General features: G+C 32.8%; 16 protein-coding genes and 2 tRNA genes. All 18 read right to left on the bottom strand.

All coding sequences use genetic code 11. From position 1 onward, the window contains the following. Positions 1-57: 57 nt before the first annotated feature. Positions 58-128, bottom strand: a tRNA-Gly gene (locus CD041_RS12040). A 16-nt stretch (positions 129-144) separates the two neighbouring features. After that, positions 145-230 (bottom strand) — tRNA-Leu (locus CD041_RS12035). A gap of 307 nt (positions 231-537) precedes the next feature. Beyond that, positions 538-996: a SprT family protein gene (locus CD041_RS12030; protein ID WP_070647972.1), complete on the bottom strand. Its 459-nt coding sequence runs from the start codon at positions 994-996 to the stop codon at positions 538-540. Further along, positions 989-3,139, bottom strand: a complete 2,151-nt coding sequence (locus CD041_RS12025) for a Tex family protein (RefSeq protein ID WP_070647973.1) — start codon at positions 3,137-3,139, stop codon at positions 989-991. The genes CD041_RS12030 and CD041_RS12025 overlap by 8 nt, the downstream gene beginning before the upstream one ends. 118 nt (positions 3,140-3,257) lie before the next feature. Continuing rightward, positions 3,258-4,028, bottom strand: a complete 771-nt coding sequence (gene sigB, locus CD041_RS12020; RefSeq protein WP_002461188.1) for an RNA polymerase sigma factor SigB — start codon at positions 4,026-4,028, stop codon at positions 3,258-3,260. After that, the gene (gene rsbW / locus CD041_RS12015) at positions 4,003-4,482 is read right to left on the bottom strand and encodes an anti-sigma B factor RsbW (protein ID WP_012990787.1); all 480 of its coding nucleotides are present in this window, start codon (positions 4,480-4,482) and stop codon (positions 4,003-4,005) included. Before rsbW ends, sigB begins: the two co-directional genes overlap by 26 nt. A 1-nt stretch (position 4,483) precedes the next feature. After that, a complete protein-coding gene (locus CD041_RS12010) occupies positions 4,484-4,810 on the bottom strand; it encodes an anti-sigma factor antagonist (protein ID WP_002461190.1) in 327 nt (108 codons plus the stop codon). A gap of 90 nt (positions 4,811-4,900) precedes the next feature. After that, positions 4,901-5,902: a SpoIIE family protein phosphatase gene (locus tag CD041_RS12005; RefSeq protein WP_002461191.1), complete on the bottom strand. Its 1,002-nt coding sequence runs from the start codon at positions 5,900-5,902 to the stop codon at positions 4,901-4,903. Positions 5,903-6,335: 433 nt separating this feature from the next. Continuing rightward, on the bottom strand, positions 6,336-6,686 hold the full coding sequence (locus tag CD041_RS12000; RefSeq protein WP_002461192.1) for a type II toxin-antitoxin system PemK/MazF family toxin: 351 nt from the start codon (positions 6,684-6,686) through the stop codon (positions 6,336-6,338). Then, positions 6,683-6,853 carry a type II toxin-antitoxin system antitoxin MazE gene (mazE, locus tag CD041_RS11995; RefSeq protein WP_002461193.1) on the bottom strand — a complete coding sequence of 57 codons (171 nt, stop codon included), beginning with the start codon at positions 6,851-6,853 and terminating at the stop codon, positions 6,683-6,685. Before mazE ends, CD041_RS12000 begins: the two co-directional genes overlap by 4 nt. Positions 6,854-6,939: 86 nt before the next feature. After that, positions 6,940-8,088 (bottom strand): alanine racemase, encoded by a 1,149-nt coding sequence (alr, locus tag CD041_RS11990; RefSeq protein ID WP_070647975.1) that lies wholly within the window; start codon positions 8,086-8,088, stop codon positions 6,940-6,942. Positions 8,089-8,135: 47 nt separating this feature from the next. Next, positions 8,136-8,528, bottom strand: coding sequence for a holo-ACP synthase (gene acpS, locus CD041_RS11985; RefSeq protein ID WP_002461196.1), 393 nt, complete (start codon positions 8,526-8,528; stop codon positions 8,136-8,138). Positions 8,529-8,539: 11 nt separating this feature from the next. After that, on the bottom strand, positions 8,540-9,052 hold the full coding sequence (locus CD041_RS11980) for a PH domain-containing protein (protein ID WP_002478976.1): 513 nt from the start codon (positions 9,050-9,052) through the stop codon (positions 8,540-8,542). Beyond that, positions 9,039-10,553, bottom strand: coding sequence for a PH domain-containing protein (locus tag CD041_RS11975; protein WP_080606540.1), 1,515 nt, complete (start codon positions 10,551-10,553; stop codon positions 9,039-9,041). The genes CD041_RS11980 and CD041_RS11975 overlap by 14 nt, the downstream gene beginning before the upstream one ends. Further along, the gene (locus tag CD041_RS11970) at positions 10,546-11,028 is read right to left on the bottom strand and encodes a PH domain-containing protein (RefSeq protein WP_002492078.1); all 483 of its coding nucleotides are present in this window, start codon (positions 11,026-11,028) and stop codon (positions 10,546-10,548) included. The genes CD041_RS11975 and CD041_RS11970 overlap by 8 nt, the downstream gene beginning before the upstream one ends. Before the next feature lie 324 nt (positions 11,029-11,352). Then, positions 11,353-12,867, bottom strand: a complete 1,515-nt coding sequence (cshA, locus tag CD041_RS11965; RefSeq protein WP_002461201.1) for a degradosome RNA helicase CshA — start codon at positions 12,865-12,867, stop codon at positions 11,353-11,355. Positions 12,868-13,102: 235 nt separating this feature from the next. After that, positions 13,103-14,461 (bottom strand): UDP-N-acetylmuramoyl-tripeptide--D-alanyl-D-alanine ligase, encoded by a 1,359-nt coding sequence (locus tag CD041_RS11960; protein WP_062077884.1) that lies wholly within the window; start codon positions 14,459-14,461, stop codon positions 13,103-13,105. A gap of 17 nt (positions 14,462-14,478) precedes the next feature. Continuing rightward, entirely contained in the window at positions 14,479-15,549 is a 1,071-nt protein-coding gene (locus tag CD041_RS11955) for a D-alanine--D-alanine ligase (protein ID WP_002461204.1), read from the bottom strand. Positions 15,550-15,622 lie beyond the last annotated feature (73 nt).

Raw genomic sequence — 15,622 nt, 5'->3', positions numbered from 1 at the left:
CGTTACATTATTGGAATTAACGTTGACATATTGTCATTCAGTTTTCAATGTTCACAGAGCGGGTGATGGGAATCGAACCCACAACATCAGCTTGGAAGGCTGAGGTTTTGCCATTAAACTACACCCGCATATATAATAGATGATTGGTGCGGCCGAGAGGACTTGAACCTCCACGGGATTTCTCCCACTAGGCCCTCAACCTAGCGCGTCTGCCATTCCGCCACGACCGCTGGCAAAACGCAATAAACTTATTCGTCTATCGAGAACAATAATAATTGTAATAGATTTGTAATTCAAAGTCAATTATAAATTAACTTTAATTTTACCTTCTTAACAACTTGTCAAATTCATAACTACTGTCTAGCACAACGCTATCCATAATACTATTATTACATCCTTATGTCAATACTTTTAATAATATAAAAAAGCCTAATCTTCTTAGTAAATTTGTTAATCACCATAAGCTTTTATTACACACATATGGCTATAGTGTTTCCTAATTTAATTTTGAAGATTAGACTTTCTCTATATCAATTATTATTTTCTATAATCCTGATTTAGTTTTAATTTCCCATTACATTTGCCACATCTCATGATTGAGATATTCACTCTTTTAATTCTTAAGTATGTTACGCCACATCTTTTACATTGGTATTCATAATTAGCACGCTCTTGATAGCTTTTGATTGCAGAACAAAATCTCGGTGCACCGACTTTGGCACTCAGTTCTTTGAAGTCATTATCTTTGTGCTGATATCCTTTGCCAGATAGATGCAAATGATAGTGACATAGTTCATGTTTAATAATATCCTTTAATGCCTTTAGTCCGTAATGTTTATATTGCATAGGGTTAAGCTCAATATTATGCGTTTTTAAAATATATCTGCCACCAGTCGTTCTTAGTCTGTTGTTAAAATACGCTTCGTGCTCAAATATTTTATTAAAATACTGCTTAGATATAGTTTCAGTTAGATATTGCAATTCGTCATTATTCATTTGGATTAACCATTGTTAATGATACTTTTCCTTTTTGCTCATCTATATCTATTATCCATACATCAACAATATCTCCTACAGTTACAATATCCATTGGGTTTTTGACATATTTATTAGATAGTTTAGATATATGAACCAGCCCATCTTGTTTAACACCAATATCAACAAACGCACCAAAATCAACGACATTTCTCACAGTTCCACTTAATTTCATTCCTTTTGATAAGTCTGCTATTGAAAGTACATCTGATTTTAACAGTGGTGTTTCGAACTCGTCTCGTGGATCTCTGTGTGGTGCTTTTAAAGATTCAATAATGTCTTCTAATGTTGGAATACCTATATTTAATTTTGTAGAAAGTGAATTCACATCTAATTTACTTAATTTTTCTTTTAGTCCTTTCGTTCCTAACTCATTGATATCTAAATTCAGTTGCTGAAGTAATTGATATGTCGCTTGGTAACTTTCTGGGTGGATAGACGTATTATCCAGTGGCTCTGTTCCATCGATGATACGTAAAAATCCAATGCTTTGTTCAAATGTTTTAGCACCTAATCTTTTTACTTTACTGATTTCTTTATTATGCTTAATAGCACCATGTTGTTCACGGTAATCTATAATATTTTGTGCGATTGGTGCCGTTAAGCCGGATACATATTGCAATAATGATTTTGATGCTGTATTAACGTCAACACCAACTTGGTTCACAGCTGTTTCAACAACAAATGCAAGTGCCTGCTCAAGTTCTTTTTGATTAACATCATGTTGATACTGCCCAACACCAATTGATTTTGGATCTATTTTAACCAATTCACTCAACGGATCTTGAACTCGACGACCTATTGAAACTGCACTTCTTTCTTCTACTTGAAAGTTAGGAAACTCATTACGAGCTACTTCAGAAGCAGAATATACAGATGCACCTGCTTCATTGACGATAATAAATTGAACTGATAATTGGTATTCTTGAATAACTTGTGCTACAAATTGTTCTGTCTCACGACTAGCAGTACCATTTCCTATTGCAATCAATTCTACATTATAATCTCTAATCATTTTTAATAATATGTTTTTTGCCTCTTGGACTTTAGATACAGGAGGATGTGGATACATCACATTCTTAGCAACAAAAGTGCCAAATGGATTAATTACTGCCAATTTACATCCTGTTCTAAATGCGGGATCAATCCCTAAAATTTGTTTACCACGTATTGGTGGTTGTAGTAATAAATGACGTAAATTCTCACTAAAAACATCAATTGCATGATGTTCTGCTTTATTAGTAAGATCTGATCTTATCTCTCGTTCAATTGATGGCATTACTAAACGTTTCAAACTATCGCTTATTGCCTCTTGAATAATACGACTTGCTTCAGTTTGATATTTTATTTCTCTTTTAGCAATAAACTGTTGAATATGCGTGATATCAAATTCAATTTTCACAGTCAATATTTTTTCTTTTTCTCCACGATTCACCGCTAAAACTCTATGGTTAGCTATTTTTTTAATAGGTTCGGAATAATCATAATACATTGAAAAAATTTCTTTTTCATCTTCCGCTTTTTTCTTTTTTGTCGTAACCAATTGCCCTTGATGGTACACATCTTTTAACAGTTTTGTACGATATGAAGGTTGATCTGCAATACGTTCAGCAATAATATCTTGCGCACCTTGGATAGCTTCTTCAACAGCGTTTACCTCTTCATTTAAGAATGAGGCTGCTTTTGTTGTTATATCTACGTCTAGTTTAGGTAACAGTAACCAGTCTACAAACGGTTCTAATCCTTTACGTTTTGCCTCGGTTGCTCGTGTTTTTTTCTTTTGTTTGTAAGGCCGATATAAATCTTCAACACGCTGTAATTTAGTCTGTTTTAAGATGTCTTGTTTTAATTCTTCTGTAAGCAATCCCTGTTGTTCTATATTATTAATCTCTTCTTCTTTACGCTTTTGTAAATGTGCTACATATTGATATTCATCAGCTATTTGTTTTATTTCAACTTCATCTAAACCGCCAGTAGCCTCTTTTCGATATCTAGCAATAAAAGGGACTGTATTATTATCTTCTAATAACGATAATACTGCAGTAATTTGTTTTTTTGAAAATGAATAATTTTGTTCGATAGTTGCAATTAATTGATTGTCCATTGTTTTACCACACTTTTCTAGTAATTCATGCTTATTTTAACATATATTGATATCATCTTCTGATTTAAAAGATATTCATAGAAAAAACAGAGACCTTTACAAATGATGGTCTCTGCTTTTATTGTTTTGCAGCTTGTTGTAATTTTTTTATTGCCGTCCGTTGTAGTCGTGATACATGCATTTGACTCAGTCCTATACGCTCGCCAGTTTCTTTCTGACTCAAACCTTCTATAAATGTACATTGAATAATTTCTCGTTCACGCTCAGATAGAATAGGTAAAATACGTTCTAAAATCATTCTTTTTTCGGTCAAGTCGTAATTATCATCTTGCTGACCCATGATATCTAATAAAGTTACTGTTGACCCATCTTTATCAGCTTCAATCGAATGATCAACACTTAGCGCATTGTAACTTTGCCCCATTTCCATTGCTTCAAGCACTTCTTCTTCTGTAACTTCAAGTCTATTTGCAATTTCTGTAATAGAAGGTGATCGTTCTAGTTCATTTGTTAACTCATCGCTAACTTTTTTAATTCTAGGTCCAATCTCTTTAATACGTCGAGGCACATGTACACTCCATGTCTTGTCTCTTAAATATCGTTTGATTTCACCAATAACAGTTGGCACCAAGAATGCTTCAAATTTTCGATCGAACGAAATATCAAATCGATTGATTGCACCTATTAATCCAACCATTCCCACTTGAACTAAATCTTCATGATGTGATTGCCCTTTAGAATACTTGTAAGCAAGTGATTCAATTAACTTGCGATAATGTTTCACCAATTTATCTTGGGCTTCTGTACTCTTGTCTTCTTGATGCTCTTTAATCCATTGGTTTATTTGTTCAGGTGAAGTGTCATTAATTGATTTCGACTCTTTCGTCATTTTTTGGCACCTGCTCTTTTTTTATATTCTTAATCATACTGATCGTAACACCAGATTCTTTACAGACAGTAACTTCATCCATTAAAGATTCAATTAAAAATAAACCTAGCCCACCTTCACGTAAAAAGTCAATATTCTCATTATTATTATATGGCCCTAATTTTGCTTTAGTTGCTTCATAATCAAAGCTTTCTCCTTGATCGGAAATAACGATTTTAATTTGATTTTCTAGAATTTCAAAGCAAAGATTTATTCTACCGTTTTCTTGTTCGTTTTTATAAGCATGTTTTACTGCATTGGTCACCGCTTCACTCACAGCGATTTTGGCGTCTTCTATATCATCATATGATGCACCTGCTCTGGAAAACACGCCCGACAACGTTAAGCGAATTAAGCTTACATATTCAGCTGAAGCTGGTAATCTCATTTCAATATAATCGTGATTTCCAAGCATTTTATTCAACCTCCGTCCCTTCATTAACATGCATTAAATCTTTTAATCCTGTAATATCAAAAAGTCTACTAATTCGATCTGTCACGCCTAAAATATAAAGTTCTTTATTATGTTGATTTAATGCTTTTAGTGTTCCAACAAATAAGCCCAGACCAGTAGAGTCCATATAACTCACATTTGCTAAATTTACGTGAATATCTTTATCTCCTTCTTGTCGCATTGGAACTAAAACTTCTTCCAATTCTGGTACTGTATAGACATCCAGTTCACCAGCTACATTAACTTCATAATATTTTTCAAATGATTGAGTTTCTACATTAAGGTTCATATATTTACACTCCTAAATAAATTCATTTCACAAAATACATACGCTCTATTTATACCCACAACAATATTGTTATAACCACAATTTTTTATGCTAATTTACTCTTTTGATAATCAAAATTGTCATATCATCACGCTTGTTCGGATTTTGTATTTTTAAAATTGCTTCATATAGTAATTGTACAATATCTTGCGGATGCATATGTTTATATTTATGAATTAGATTTAATAAGTCCTTTTTTGAAATAAACTCACCCATTGAGTTTCGAGCTTCGGTTACGCCATCGGTAAAGATAATGATTAAATCATTGAGATTAACTGCAATTTCTTGTTGGTGATAACGCGTATTTTGACTTACACCCAATACGCGACCACGCACTTCAATTTCTTCAAATTCCTCGGTTTCCGCTCGATAAATATACCCTGGCTCATGTCCCGCCGAGCTGCAGTATAGTAAATGATTCATTTCCTCATATAAACCATAGAACATAGTTACAAACATATTTTGGTTAACATTTTTTTCAACAACTCGATTTAGTCGCTTCAATCCATCACTTGGCAATTGAGAGTGCCCATATGAGTCCATACCAAATTTAATCATACTCATAGCTAATGCGGCTGGAATACCTTTACCGATGACATCTGCAATCGCAAAACTCATCGTTCCGTCTTTATGGTCAATCAAATTAAAATAATCTCCACTTACTTTTTGTGCAGCAACTGATATGACGCCAATTTGTATACTGTCAAATTGTGGTATGTCAGCCTTTAACATAGTTTGTTGCAATCTAGAAGCTAAATCAATTTCTTTATCGTGGAATTGTAATTTATTTACTAACTTTTGATAATCTCGATAGCTGTAGCCAAATCCTCTAACTACTTCTTTTAAGACGTCTAATGTATCTAAAATTTTATGTTCTTCTAAGCTAAGAGAAGATATATAATTCTTATGTATTTCCACAATATCTTCAGGCAAAATATCTTTTTTAATCACTTCACTCGTGTAGTTTTCACATTTTTCTAGTAGCTGAGGTTGCACACCAGTAGCAATGCTTTCGTCTAATAATTCTTTATAGTGTTTTTTAAATTCTTCCACGACGTTTCCTCCTTACTACAACATTCATTATTACTTCAATGAAACGACCATTTATTTAACATAGGCTAAACATGAAACATTTCGCTCTAATAAGTCAAGAGTACCATAATAGCATAAGCAAATGGCAATAAAAACCTAGCTACTATTCTATCAGCTACATTTAATTTCTTTAATTTTTACTTAACACGTAGTCATTTTAAGCCAAAAAAAACTTTAGGGAATACCTAAAGTTTAAACTCAAGACATTCTTTACCATTAACTTTTCAAGCTATTAAACAACGCTTAAGATTTGTTTCAGCTCAAGTATAAAATGTATGAGTATGTTTGATTAGAAGTATGTTAACTATGTTACATAAGCATTTAAAAGTTTCGAAAACAATGACCTATTGCATATATAAAACTTTGAGTAATACATATATCTAATTCAAAAAATTTAATGATAGTTATGTAAACCTAGACTAATGTCTAGGGCATGATCTACTTCTTTCATTTTATCCTCAGAGAGATAAGTAAGTTTTTCTTTTAATCTTTTTTTATCTAATGTTCGTATTTGCTCTAACAGAATAACAGAATCTTTATCTAACTTATATTTCTTTTTACCTATTTCCACATGAGTGGGTATTTTCGCTTTATTAATCCTTCCAGTAATTGCAGCTACAATTACAGTTGGACTATATTTATTACCGGTGTCATTTTGAATGATGACAACTGGTCTTACTCCCCCTTGTTCAGACCCTTGTACCGGTGATAAATCAGCTAAATATACATCGCCGCGTCTAATCATTCACTCTGATGATTGGAAGTTAGATAAGTTTCATTGCAATCACAAGCTTCACATTCAATTGGAAAAGCCTCTGTTGCTAGGGAGAGATTAAGGTCTGCCATCTGAGCATACCCTTCTTTTAATGACTGTTCTAGACTATGACTACGATTTTGATTAAAAGTTAGCATAAGAAGAACCTCCAGTGATTCTAAAAAAGTTATTATTAAACCTTTATTTAGTTTAATAATAACAAATTTTAGATGGAGTGACTACACTATTTTAATAAATCATTAATAATATATTCTTTATTATCAAATTTGTAAATTCTTGGCAAGCGTCGTCCAAGGTTGCATAACACTTCATAATTGATTGTTTTTTGTTGTTTTGCAATTGCATCTACTGATTGTATGCTATCTTGTTGTTTACTTATAACACATACTTCATCGCCTTCAACAATATCATCATTAATTTTAATGATTGTTTGATCCATACAAACACGGCCAATCACTTCACATTGCTGTCCTTTCACATTTACAAAATGCCCTTGCATTATTCTCAAATAACCATCTGCATAGCCAATTGGTATGATACCTATTTTTATAGGTGATTGTGCTGTATAAGTACTGCCATAGCTGACTGACTCACCAGGTTGTAGTTCTTTTGTTTGTACAATTTGGGTCATTAACTCAGCACTAGGTTGAAGTTCAATGTCAGCCTCTTCCTTTACATACTCTGATGGATAGTAACCATAAAGTGAAATACCTAACCTTACAGCATTACAAATATCTGCATCTATCATCAATGCACCAGCAGAATTTTGTGCGTGAACATAACGTGGCATATCCGTTGAAGTTACCCATGTTTTAAAACATTGATATTGCTGTTGTGCAGAATCTCCTGGTTCATCTGCACATGCAAAATGTGTATAGACACCTTCAAAAACAAGATGCTCGTGCTGTTCTATTAAATGAATGGTTTGGTGGTATTCTGCTTGATTTTTAATACCTAAGCGTCCCATGCCTGTATCAAGTTTAATATGCAACCACAGTCTTTTCTCATTATCATCATTGATAGCTTTAATAGCAGATGATAACCATGATTTTGAAGGGACTGTTATTGCAACTCTATGTTGAATTGCTTTATTAATATCTTCTATAGGTATAACTCCTAAAATCAATATTTGTGCTTTGATTCCATGCATGCGCAATTCTATCGCTTCATCTAAAGTTGCTACAGCAAAAAAAGAAGCGCCATGGTCCACTAAATATTGAGCAATTTGCACACTTCCTAAACCATAGCCGTTCGCTTTAATTACTGGTATCACTGTCTTATTATCATGTAACTGAGTGAATTGTTGGTAATTGTTATTAATTGCAGCTAAATCGACGTTGATATAGGTGTTTCTATAATACTTATCTGACATGTTATGTCCTCCTCGAAATGACCGTAACATATTATAAATGGATATTATCATATCTCATTTTTCTTATTTTTATTATATGCCGCTTCATCCATTTTTTCTAATAAAACTTGACTCATAGCATAATGATCACTATGTGTAATACTTACATGCACTTTAAATCCTGGATAGTCGATACATGGTTTTCCATAATCATCGTTGTAACAATGGATATCATGAAAAGCAACAGTTTTACCTAGTCCAGTACCTAAAGCCTTACTAAATGCTTCCTTTGTTGTGAAACGTCCAGCTAAAAATTCAAGTTTTCTACGTTCGCTTGAAAAACTATGATAGCGCTGTTGTTCTCCAGGAGATAAAATACGTTCAATTAATTTGGGTTGTTTATCATTTAATCGTTGAACACGTTCAATTTCAATTAAATCAATACCTATTCCATAAATCATCTATTTAACCCTCATTCTATGTCATTATTTTCATTATCAATGTTATCTTCATCAGATTGCTCAGCTTTTTGTTGTCGAATCATTTGTTTTAGGCGCTGTGCCTCTGCTTTATTAATTAATTCTACACTTGGAAAGCCACCAGCAGTAAAAAGTTTTACAGTTGCTAAATCATAAAATTGCATTAAAAAGCCTTCAGTAATATCGATGTTTTGAATTCTAAATAGCGGTATTGCTTGTGTTGAAACAAATATAATACCCGTCCGAATGTAAATTACATCAGCTTCTAATGAATAGCGAAAATTTTTATATTTTAACCAAGGATTCACAACAATAAAAATAACAATATATACACTAAAAAATATCGCTAGTCCAATGCTGATTTGCATTAAAGTTAGCCAGTGTAATAAAAAATAATTTATTAATATTGCTGCAATCAAAATGATACTTATAATTAGTAAAGTTATTGTTGCTGCAATACGCATGATTTTAGGTCCATTTTGATTCATATGATTATAAGTTGTCATTTGATTCACCTCTTAAAAATGTCGAAGTAACATTTTCAACTTTATGCTCATCTTCAAATTTCAACGTCACACCCTGGAAAATTGCACCTTTGGCTAGAATAAAGTTTATTGTAGCGAGACGAGCACGTTGCAAAAATGGGTGTTGTTCAGTTTCAATTTCAAGTATTTTATCTTTTTTAAAGTAATAACTATTTAACGTTAAAAATGTCAGTTCACTTACTGCAATTTCACTGTCATTTTGCGCCATTCCTGAACATTTAAAGTAGACCCAAGCATGTAATATTCTTATCAAAATTAATACTGCTGCAATCCCAAAGCTCCAAACACTCCAAAAATAGGTACCAATACTTGCTAAAATTAATATAATCACTGAAAAGATGAAGAAATGTCGATGAAAGCTTCTTAAAGGCATGCCTTTATCAATTTTGATAAAATCCATTTCTGGCACTAAATCAGCTAATATGCGATAAGCCTCATGCTGTTTAATAAAAGGTAAAATCATAACTCTACCTTTTGTACTGACATCTACTTCTGAAGTGACATCTGAATCGCTCGTAATAATAAAATGTATAGATGTATATCCTAATAATTTGCGTAATAACGACTGTTTTTCAACGACAGCCTGCAATCTATCAGTTGGTACTGTTATATTTTTTACATTTAGTAATCCATAAGATACTTTTAACTGACTATGCGATTGTCTCACTGTGTAATGATAGTACCGAATCATCATAATCGCCGTTCCTACAATATAACTTACGATAATAAGGGCAATAGTAATGACAAATACAATTTTAAATGCTGAATTCACCCAACTTAATATACCGTGAGTCAAACTATCCCATGGTATAAAGTCTTCTACCGAATTAAATATTGGACTGAGTGCTGCAAATGTCACACCAACAGCTCCACTTGTTAAAGCCATTAATAATAAAGTCTTAAAGGACATTTTAAATATAATATTTTGATTATCTGTTTGTTCATTGTCTAGTGATTGTGTATCTTGTAAATCATGTTTCTTATTTTCAAGTTGTAAGTCACCTTTTTGCAGTAATTCGAGTTGTTTATTTCGAATTGATTGTTCAATCATTTGGCTTTGTGATTTCGTAATTGTTTCTAATTCCACGCCATCGCTTGGCGTTTTTATTTGCAATTTGACACCATTAACAAGTTGATCGATAACACCTTGAGTGGTTTCAAACGACTGGATTTTTCGGACATTTAATTCTTTTCTATTTTTGTTAAAAACCCCATGTGTGACAATGAAGTGATCATCTTCTAACCAATATCTTGTACTATATACTTCTAAAATTTGTGACACTAACGATATTATAAAGAACATCAGCACTATACCTAACCCAATATAATCACGAATTTCTGAGAAATCAAATTGCCATATATTCACACCTACGACAATGGCAAATAAAATAATATTTTGTTTTATTGCATTATAAATACAGTTAATATAGGAAATAATATGTAATTTTTGAGGATTAGACATCTGTATCTACACCTCTCAAACCTTGTATGATTTTATCCTGTAATCGCAATGCTTCAGCTTCCGAAACAATAGGAAAACTAATTTCATGACCGGCAGTTGGTATTACTAACTTATTTAATTTCAATTTATACAACAACGGATTTGATTTAACATCGATTTGTTGCACACGTTCGATCTTGCTCATTTTATGTTTCTTTAAAATATATGTCTTCTTAATTTCTATATTATTGCCATCAAGACGATAGTATCTATGATGGTATAAGATATATGGGCTTGCAATCAAAGTGATAAACATGAGTACTAAATAGATAGCAGCAATATATATCAACCAATGGTACCAATGATTTGTGTACCAAAAATAAGTCAAAACACTCAAAACAATAAATTCAATTACAAAGTAAAGACTATACTTTATCCAGTAATATTTTAATGCCTGCTTAGGACTTTGCTTAAAAACATTGTCACTATAATCCATAAAGAACTCCTTCCTGAAATTTACGTTCATTATATCATAGAAGTAGTGGTAATTGATGGCTACTTAATACTTCAATGGAGGCACATAAATGGATTTATAGTTATAACATATAACACTCTAAGGTTTTAAATAATAATAGGCATTAAATTTGTATATAAAAAAGGAGCGTGACAGAATTCATAATGAATTCGTAGTCCCGCCCCAGCAAGGTTGACTAGGATTGAAAAAGCTTGGTATAAGCTTATTTTCAATCCAATCAACTACTACAATTATTTAGTTCATAGTTTAAGAGATGATTATGTCCCAGATTCAACAATAGTTATATTATTTTTGCATGTCAGCAAATGTACGTCCTTTTGTTGTACGATTCTTGCTTGATTTATCTTTACGATCGAAATTATTTGACTTTTTCTTATTATAATTACCTTTTGTACGTTTATTACGTGTTTCAAATTTTCCACCACGTTTTTTGTTACTTCTTCTGTGGTTTCCACCGTTCTTGCTTTGGCGATTTTTACGTGCTAAAGGTTTTTCGAATGTTAATTGAACTTCTACTTCATCATTTGCCTCAACTAATTCTTGAAGTAATGACGCAACTAATTCTGTTGAATCGTATTCTTTTAACAATTCGCTTGAAATACGTTGTAATCTTGGTTCATTATCTTTTGACATCCAGTTTTGAACTTTTTCTTTAATGTCATCCTCACGCGCTTTTAAAACTTCTTTACGATGCGGTGGTCTCAAAGCAGTCATTCTTCTACTATTAACTTCTTCAATTTGACGAATATAATCCATCTCAATTGGATTGACAAAGGTAACAGCTATACCTTCTTTACCAGCACGGCCAGTACGACCAATGCGGTGTGTATAACTTTCTGTATCTTGAGGGATATCAAAGTTATAAACGTGACTTACCCCTGAAATATCTAAACCACGCGCTGCTACATCTGTAGCAACTAAAATATCAATTTGATCATTTTTGAATTTTTTTAATACTTCTAGACGTTTGGCTTGTGTTATGTCTCCATGCAATCCTTCTGCTTTATAACCTTTTGATAATAAAGCACTTGTTAATTCATCAACACGGCGCTTTGTTCGACCAAATACAATGGCAAGTTCTGGTTGATGAACGTCTAAGAAATTAGTAAAAGTATCAAATTTTTCTAATTCTTTAACAATTGTATAATACTCGTCAATTTGAGGATCTGACATTTCATTGTTCATAGTCTTAACAATTTGAGGTGTTTTCATAAATTGTTGCACGAGTGCTTGAATCGCTTTTGGCATTGTAGCAGAGAATAGCATCGTTTGTCTTTGCTCTGCCGGTATCTTATCCATAATGAATCTCATGTCATCGATAAAGCCCATATTCATCATTTCATCAGCTTCATCTAATATCAATGTGTGAATGCCATTCGTTTTCAATGTTCTACGATTTAAATGATCAATAACTCGTCCAGGTGTTCCTACAACAATTTGAGGTCCTTTTTTAAGCGCCTTGATTTGACGGTCAATTGGCATACCTCCAAATACCGTAACAACCTGAACATTTTGTCCACGGCTAAACTCTCTTAATTGTTCTGCTACTTGCATCGCTAGTTCACGTGTAGGTGCTAAAATCAGTGATTGTACTCCTGATTTATTTACAACTTTTTCTATTAGAGGAATACCGAAAGCACCAGTTTTACCTGTACCTGTCTGTGCTTGTCCGAGGATGTCTCTTCCTTCTAATGCATAAGGGATACTGTCTTTTTGAATTGGCGTAGGTTCTTTAAACCCCATATTTTCTAGGGTTTGAACTGTTTTTTCAGAAATCCCTAAGTCTTTAAAATTTTGCAATATAATTCTCCTTTTATCTATTTATTTCTCGTCGTACTATTTACGTATACGTTCGTATTTGTTTCGTCAACTTCTTAATAGTACCACCTATATTATCTTATAGCAATAAAGGGTTTCTGCAATCAGATAGAAAAAATTTAATCATACATTGCTAAAAGCGCTTGGATAGGCTTTTTTTTATAAAAAATGACCTAATTATATTTTTCAATACAATTAGGTCTTGAACTACGTTATATTAAATAATTGCGTTAACAATATCCTCTAATTTATTACCTCTAGAGCCTTTCACTAACACTTTGTCGCCAGCAACTAATTCTTTTTTCAATTGCTCTATAATTGCTTCTTTAGACTCAAAATGTTGTGCATGTGGTACATAGGGCTGTCCAGAACGATGAATATATTGTGCTTCTTCACCAAAAGTATATAGCTCATCAATATTTTTATTTTTTAAATATTCACCTATTTCTTCATGCATATGTTGACTGTTGTCACCTAACTCCAGACAATCGGCCAAAATCAATATTTTTCGTCCCTCCATATTACTTAACGTATCTATAGACGCTTTCATACTTGTTGGACTTGCATTATAGGCATCATTAATCACTGTAATTTGCTGTTCTGTTACATGTCTTTCCATGCGCATGCCAGTTAATTGGACATGTTTAATATTGTGTTGAATCATCTCATATGATAAGCCTAACTCATGTCCAACTGCAATGGCAATTGCAGCATTCCTCATATTATGAACGCCTAAAATAGGTAATTCATAATGTTCTGTATTATTAATATTAAAAGCAATACCATCATTTTGATTGGAATCAATTGTACAAACATACGTATTATGTTGTTCCAAGCCCACACTGATTAATTTCGCATGCTTTACTTGTGCTACATGTGGCTGTAATAGTGGCTCGTCCCCGTCATAAATAAAAATACCGTTATCTTTTAGTCCAGTAACAATTTCAGATTTCGCTTTTGCAATACCCGCTCTTGAACCCAAATCTTGCATATGCGATTCACCAATATTCGTAATCACGGCAATATCTGGCTCTGCAATACTAGACAATAATTCAATTTCATGAAATCCAGACATACCCATTTCTAAAATTGATATATCAGTGTCATAATCCAATTCTAAAATTGTTAAGGGCATACCAATTTCATTATTATAATTACCTTGCGTTTTTTTCACTTTAAACTGTGTTTTTAATACGCTCTCTATCATATCTTTAGTAGTCGTTTTGCCATTTGACCCTGTCACAGCTATCACTTTAGGTTGAACATAATTCAAATATGCTTTAGCAAGCTGTTGTAATGCAGTCAAAGTGTCAGAAACATAAATTAATGGTTGCTCTTCTAATGAAGAACCAATTTCTTGACCTGTTTGATAAAATGCAGCTGCAGCACCATCTTGTATACTTTGTTTAACAAAGCGATGCCCATCTACATGCTCTCCTTTAAAAGGAATAAATAACATTTGCGGTTGAACCGCACGTGAGTCAATTGTTACGCCTTTGATTTTAACATCTAAAAATTGGTCATCTATATCACAATCGATCCATGATTTAATTTGTCGCAAAGTTACTTCTATCATAATGACTTACCTCGCTCTTAGTCTATGCTATATTTATTTTTCTTTTTATCTTCGTAACGCTCTTTTGCTAATTCTATAAGTTTTGTAATTAAATCTGAATATGATAAGCCCATATTTTCCCATAAACTTGGATACATACTAAATGCAGTAAATCCAGGCATGGCATTCGTTTCATTGATGAAAATTTGGTTGTCTTCAGTTACGAAGAAATCGGCACGTACTAAACCTGAACAGTCCGTTGCTTTAAAAGCTTCTAGTGCCATATTTCTCAAAGTAAGTTGCACTTCTTGATCTAACTCTGCTGGGATTTGTAATCTAATTTTCCCATCTTTATATTTGGATTTGTAATCATAAAATGCAACATCTTTAACTACTTCTCCAGGCCAAGTCGTTTCTGGATAATCGTTACCTAAAACTGCAACTTCTACTTCACGGGCATTTATGCCTTGTTCAATTACTAATTTGCGATCAAATTGAAATGCTTCGGCAATGCCAGCTTTTAATTCTTGTTCATCGTTACATTTACTAATACCTACACTTGATCCCAAATTCGCCGGTTTAACAAAAACAGGATACTCTAATTTGTCTTTTACCAATTTAATGATATTTCCTTGATACTTTTCATATTCACTGCGTAAAAAACTAATATAAGGTAATTGTGGTAGCCCTCTATGCTCAAACAATTGTTTCATTACAAGCTTATCCATTGAGCTAGAAGCAGCTAACACGCCATTTCCGACATATGGAATATCCAATACTTCAAACAGACCTTGTATCGTACCGTCTTCCCCATTAGGTCCATGTAATAGTGGAAATACTGCATCATATGCTTCACCAGCACTACTTTGTTTTAATAATAAAGTAATATCTTCTGGCTCAACATCTGTTAAAGTAAGTTCTTCTGGAGATTCAATCGTTGCTGTTATGTTACCTTTCTTTTTCCATAAACCATCATTTGTTATATAAATAATGTCCACTAAATATTTTTCTTTATCAATAGCATTTAATACATTTTGAGCTGTTAGCTTTGAAACGTCGTGCTCCGCACTTTTACCACCATAAATAATACAAATATTTTCTTTTTTCATTATGTATTCCTCCAATATTGATTCAACATTAAGCAATTCAATACGTTATACCAGGTCAAAGTATAAAATGAAT

The organism is Staphylococcus lugdunensis, from assembly GCF_002901705.1.
Lineage (GTDB): Bacteria > Bacillota > Bacilli > Staphylococcales > Staphylococcaceae > Staphylococcus > Staphylococcus lugdunensis.
Note: the sequence above shows the minus strand (reverse complement) of the source record. Positions and strands in the feature narration are given on the sequence as shown.

What these genes read in the sequence shown, in the direction of transcription:
- sigB (WP_002461188.1), bottom strand. Translation starts at nt 4,028, where the DNA reads ATGACGAAAGAGTCGAAATCAATTAATGACACTTCACCTGAACAAATA.
- CD041_RS12030 (WP_070647972.1), bottom strand. Translation starts at nt 996, where the DNA reads ATGAATAATGACGAATTGCAATATCTAACTGAAACTATATCTAAGCAG.
- rsbW (WP_012990787.1), bottom strand. Translation starts at nt 4,482, where the DNA reads ATGCTTGGAAATCACGATTATATTGAAATGAGATTACCAGCTTCAGCT.
- acpS (WP_002461196.1), bottom strand. Translation starts at nt 8,528, where the DNA reads ATGATTTATGGAATAGGTATTGATTTAATTGAAATTGAACGTGTTCAA.
- CD041_RS11980 (WP_002478976.1), bottom strand. Translation starts at nt 9,052, where the DNA reads ATGACAACTTATAATCATATGAATCAAAATGGACCTAAAATCATGCGT.
- CD041_RS11960 (WP_062077884.1), bottom strand. Translation starts at nt 14,461, where the DNA reads ATGATAGAAGTAACTTTGCGACAAATTAAATCATGGATCGATTGTGAT.
- CD041_RS11975 (WP_080606540.1), bottom strand. Translation starts at nt 10,553, where the DNA reads ATGTCTAATCCTCAAAAATTACATATTATTTCCTATATTAACTGTATT.
- CD041_RS12025 (WP_070647973.1), bottom strand. Translation starts at nt 3,139, where the DNA reads ATGGACAATCAATTAATTGCAACTATCGAACAAAATTATTCATTTTCA.
- CD041_RS12010 (WP_002461190.1), bottom strand. Translation starts at nt 4,810, where the DNA reads ATGAACCTTAATGTAGAAACTCAATCATTTGAAAAATATTATGAAGTT.
- alr (WP_070647975.1), bottom strand. Translation starts at nt 8,088, where the DNA reads ATGTCAGATAAGTATTATAGAAACACCTATATCAACGTCGATTTAGCT.
- CD041_RS12000 (WP_002461192.1), bottom strand. Translation starts at nt 6,686, where the DNA reads ATGATTAGACGCGGCGATGTATATTTAGCTGATTTATCACCGGTACAA.
- CD041_RS11955 (WP_002461204.1), bottom strand. Translation starts at nt 15,549, where the DNA reads ATGAAAAAAGAAAATATTTGTATTATTTATGGTGGTAAAAGTGCGGAG.
- CD041_RS11970 (WP_002492078.1), bottom strand. Translation starts at nt 11,028, where the DNA reads ATGGATTATAGTGACAATGTTTTTAAGCAAAGTCCTAAGCAGGCATTA.
- mazE (WP_002461193.1), bottom strand. Translation starts at nt 6,853, where the DNA reads ATGCTAACTTTTAATCAAAATCGTAGTCATAGTCTAGAACAGTCATTA.